The sequence below is a fragment of the Leptotrichia sp. oral taxon 879 str. F0557 genome, from assembly GCF_000469385.1.
Taxonomy (GTDB): Bacteria; Fusobacteriota; Fusobacteriia; order Fusobacteriales; family Leptotrichiaceae; genus Leptotrichia; species Leptotrichia mesophila.
In genome coordinates this window covers 1-4,275 of record NZ_KI271299.1, presented here as the reverse complement: position 1 = coordinate 4,275, position 4,275 = coordinate 1, and the positions used below count along the sequence as shown (strand labels likewise).

General features: G+C 31.9%; 3 protein-coding genes and 1 pseudogene. 1 reads left to right on the top strand and 3 read right to left on the bottom strand.

The window, feature by feature from the left end:
* Positions 1-360: pseudogene (locus HMPREF1552_RS12445) on the top strand (hypothetical protein); the annotation flags it as partial.
* A gap of 321 nt (positions 361-681) precedes the next feature.
* Here HMPREF1552_RS12445 and HMPREF1552_RS03030 read toward each other — a convergent pair.
* From HMPREF1552_RS03030 to HMPREF1552_RS03020, 3 genes are read right to left on the bottom strand one after another with little or no spacing between them, the layout of a single operon-like run.
* Positions 682-1,698, bottom strand: coding sequence for an ATP-binding cassette domain-containing protein (locus HMPREF1552_RS03030; RefSeq protein WP_021743600.1), 1,017 nt, complete (start codon positions 1,696-1,698; stop codon positions 682-684).
* A 34-nt stretch (positions 1,699-1,732) separates the two neighbouring features.
* Positions 1,733-2,425: a GTP-binding protein gene (locus tag HMPREF1552_RS03025; RefSeq protein WP_006805894.1), complete on the bottom strand. Its 693-nt coding sequence runs from the start codon at positions 2,423-2,425 to the stop codon at positions 1,733-1,735.
* A gap of 31 nt (positions 2,426-2,456) precedes the next feature.
* Positions 2,457-3,683, bottom strand: a complete 1,227-nt coding sequence (locus tag HMPREF1552_RS03020) for an ABC transporter substrate-binding protein (protein ID WP_021743599.1) — start codon at positions 3,681-3,683, stop codon at positions 2,457-2,459.
* Positions 3,684-4,275: the final 592 nt, after the last annotated feature.

Genomic DNA, 4,275 nt, shown 5'->3' with positions numbered 1-4,275 from the left:
ATCCCTTGGTTTAAAAAATATGAAGATTTAGATGTTTTTTTTGAAGAAGTAGTAGAAAATGATGGAAAATATTTTTGGACTGAAATTTACAAATATTTATTTAGAGCTACTACTTTTGCAAAGTTTAAAAAATATTCAAAAATACAGGAGAATATAGATAAAGTAAGAGAAGAATACAATAAACTTCCAGATGAAGAAAAAGCATATGACTTTTATAATGCTATATTAAAAGAAGTAGATGAATTAGAAGAAAAATTAAAAGAAGGAGAAGAAAGTGTAGAAAAACATATTGAGGCAATGGAGTATAAATCACTATTGGACTGGAAAATGGAGAAATTATTAAAAAATAAAGTTAAATAAAAAATAAAACTAAATTTTCAAATAATCGTTGTTGTAAAAGACAGCGGTTATTTTTTTGTTTATGAAATAGGCTCATATTAGCCCTATAACGAAAAAATTTTGCATCAGGTAGGATATTTTTTGTACCAAAAACGATTTAACAAACGCTATGGCTTAATATTGTGTAATATGAACTTTATCTTCATTTTCAATCAATTTCTCAAATTCTCCAGTTGTTTCAGTTCTTTTTATTCTCTATTTAAAAAGGGAGAAAATAAACAAATTCTGAATATTTCTCCCTAATTTACTTTTATTATTAATTTTTAAAAACAAATTTCTTGATTAAAAATCACTTTTTAAAATTTCCCCTTTTCTTAAATCACTTCTCATTTTTTGAATAATATCATCCATTTCATCGAGTTTTTTCAAAATTTTCTTTTCTTCAGGGCTTGTTGTAATAATTTTACTGATTCCACCATTTTTTATTATAATTCGTTTATCTGCGATTAGTGCCAATGTTGGGTCGTGTGTTGCCATTAATACGATTTTGTCTGATGAAACAAGTAATTCTAAGGCTTTTTTCCTGTCAATTCCTGCATTTTCAATTTCGTCAATTAGGACAATTGGAGATGAACTTAAAATAGCTGTGTCGGCAATCATCAATGCACGGGATTGTCCACCGCTTAAGGCTGTGATTGCAGTAGTTAAGTCAAATTGCTCTCCAGCCAGATTGTTTGCAGCAGTAATGATTTTTTCTACAGTTTCATCAATGTCTTCAATCATTCGGCTTTGAGCGTGGAGTTCTAGAAATTCCTTTACTGATAAATCCATAACGAAATTCATGTTTTGTGATAGTTGTGCGACTAATTTGTTGTTTGAGGAATAACGCCATTTTTTGTCTGGAAGTTCACCGTTTATAAGGATTTGACGCTGTGTTGGAGTATCTTTCTGGGCAGTCCATTCGATGTCAGCAAGAAGTCTTGATTTTCCAGAGCCTGTAGGTCCTACAATGGAAATAATTTCTGATTTATGAATATCAAGCCTCTCAAATCCCTCTTTATTCCCAGATTTATCTTGCCCAGCGACAATTGTAAGCATATCAATCGAATTTTCCTCTTCCATTCCCAAAAAAAGTTTCATCTGCTCAATGTAGTCAACAAGACTTTCCTCAATTTTTTCCACATCCAGTGCAAAGTCCTCAATTTTATCTTCTGCAAAAGTTACGATGAACTCGTGAAATGTCTTATCCTGAAAAGTTTCCACAGGCAAGTTGTTTTCCGTAAAAAAGTTTTCTGCGAAGGGATATTTATTGCTAAGTTCACTAATAGTCAATTTATTTATTAAATCGTTATTTTTCATATTTTTTCCTTTTTTATTATTTTTATCTATTTTTTTATTGCTGTAAATTCATTTTTCGGACATTACCCATCTGGTATTTTTCACCGATTCTCTTTTCTCCTAAGCAGTAAGAGCAAAGTGCTGATGGCATTGGAAATCTAAGTTCCATTCCCTGAACGCTGTCTATTTCCAGCTCTTTTTCGTAAAGAAGTGTACTTAATTCATACGCTCCCTGTCCAGTAAGCCCGTTAACGTGCATTGTTACAGCTTTTGGATTTACAGAGTTCACACGTGAGGCAAAAACTTCACGTTCAGCTTGTGAAACAATGTCCCCTTTTGTAATAATCACAATATCAGCGGCTTTTAATAATGGTCCAATCTTTTTAGGCGTATTAATTCCTGATAAATTGTCGATTACACAGACTCCCTTGATGTCCTTGATATATGGCGAACATCTGTTGCAAAGTCCTGCCGATTCTGTAATTAATATTGAAAGCCCAAGGCTGTTTCCCCATTGCACGACTTCCTCGATATTTGATACGAAGAAATGGTCTGGGCATAAAGCTCCTGAAATTCCTTTTTTTACTGGAATTCCCGCTTTTGCGTATAATTTGTCATCATCTGTGTAAAGGCAGTCGAATTTTACTACTCCAACTGACATTCCTTGTGATTTTAAGGCTTCTACTGTTTTTAGAATAACGCTTGTTTTTCCTGATGATGGTGGGCCTGAAAATATTATTAAATTCATAGTTATCTCTCCTTTTTTATTCTTTTAAATTTTATTGTGCAAGGCTTTTTTGCACATCATTATTAAATTCATCTTCACATTCACGAATAATTTTTCCAATATCATGGCTATAGATATAATCCCAGCCAATCCATTTAAAATTCTGATGTTCTTCTAAATGGTTATCCACATTTGGATTTGTTGACGGGAATTTTCCATTTGCAGAAAAAATTGTTCCAATTTCATTTGACATAAATAAGTCCATAAATGGCTTGATTTTATCTGCCTTAGATTTTTTGGTAATCATAAATATTGGGCTTAGCAAAGCTCCATCTTTTGGCCATACAGCCTCCAAATCTCCTGTTCCGTCAATCATTTGTGAAAAGAAATATGGAATAATGCTGACAGCAGGGGCTTCAGGTGTTCTAGTTCTGGCTTTTACCATTTGAGCAGGGTGCAGGCTTTTTTTGTATGAACGTGCCAATTTATGTATCCCATCCATTCCAAAATCTTTGTAAAGATTTGCAAGAAGGGCATTAAACAAGTCTAAATCAGCCATTGGCAATGCAACTGAGTCTTCAAATTCGTCATTTAACAAGTCTGCCCAAGTTTCTGGTGCTTTTCTATCTCCTAAAGAAGTCTTGTTTATCAAAAATATTGCTGGCACAACTCCCATTATTGCGTAACGCTTTTTAGGATCCCGCAAGTCAATAGTTTCGTTGCAGAAATCTTTATTCATATTTTCAAGGTGTGTTTCAAAAATACCATTTTCCATATATTGCCCCATCAAATTTTTATCAAAAAACAGCTCAAATCCAGCCGAAAGCAATATATCCGAAACTTTGTCAGGATTACCTGTCTTAACTTTTTCTACAACCCAGTCAAGCCCTAAATTTGCTGATTTTAAGGTATATGAAATAGTATAATCATTTTTCCCGTTCTGTTCGTTTACCCAGTCTTTTATACCTTCTAAAAGTGGTATTCTGATAGGACAAGGCAGAACTCCTTCAATTATCAAGTCACTATTTTCATCAGCTTTGCTTTCATCCAGTGAAACATCAATATCTGCATCTTTTTGCAAAAATGTTTCCAGCTTTTCAACAAACAGTTCCTGATTAATTTTTTTTGACATAAGTGCCATTTTCAACTTAATATTTTTCCCCATAACCTCAAGCATCTGTTTATTTTTCAATTGCTCAAACCCATTAGCAATAAAAAAGTCAAGAGCTTCAGGATACTTGTCTATAATCTCATAAAGTGTATCGTCTAAACTAAACATTTCAATCTCCTCTTATAACATTAATATTTTTATTTAAAAAGAGCTGAATCTCAAAAAGTTGCAAATGAATTTTGGCTCTAATTATAAAAAATGTAAAATTATCCATTATGAAATTATATCATAAAAATTAATAATATTATGTAATATATATCACAAATATTTAATATACTCTATTTTTCTTGAACTCAAATCGATAAAAATACAATTGATCCTTTTAAGTAAAATATTGCCAGATCAAGATATTCGTTTCATCAAAGGAGATATACAGAACTTTCGGAATAAATCTCTTTTACTGTCCAGTATACAAGATTAAAATAATTGTATAGGAACAGATATCTAGCTCCAAAAATATCATTAGACCTGTTTGACAACCTTGTATAAAGAACAATATTAGGGTATAATAATACTGGTGATGAAAAAATGTTGAAAGAATAAAAAAACTTAAGGAAGAAAACTATCAGAAAATTTTTGGTATTAAAAAGAACACTTTTGATAAAATGCTGAAACTTTTGAATGAGACATTCTATGAGTATGTTAAATGAGCTGAGAATATACTGATAAAAAGAGGGAGCTTGTCAGGGACACTGAGATA

What these genes read in the sequence shown, in the direction of transcription:
- HMPREF1552_RS03020 (WP_021743599.1), bottom strand. Translation starts at nt 3,683, where the DNA reads ATGTTTAGTTTAGACGATACACTTTATGAGATTATAGACAAGTATCCT.
- HMPREF1552_RS03030 (WP_021743600.1), bottom strand. Translation starts at nt 1,698, where the DNA reads ATGAAAAATAACGATTTAATAAATAAATTGACTATTAGTGAACTTAGC.
- HMPREF1552_RS03025 (WP_006805894.1), bottom strand. Translation starts at nt 2,425, where the DNA reads ATGAATTTAATAATATTTTCAGGCCCACCATCATCAGGAAAAACAAGC.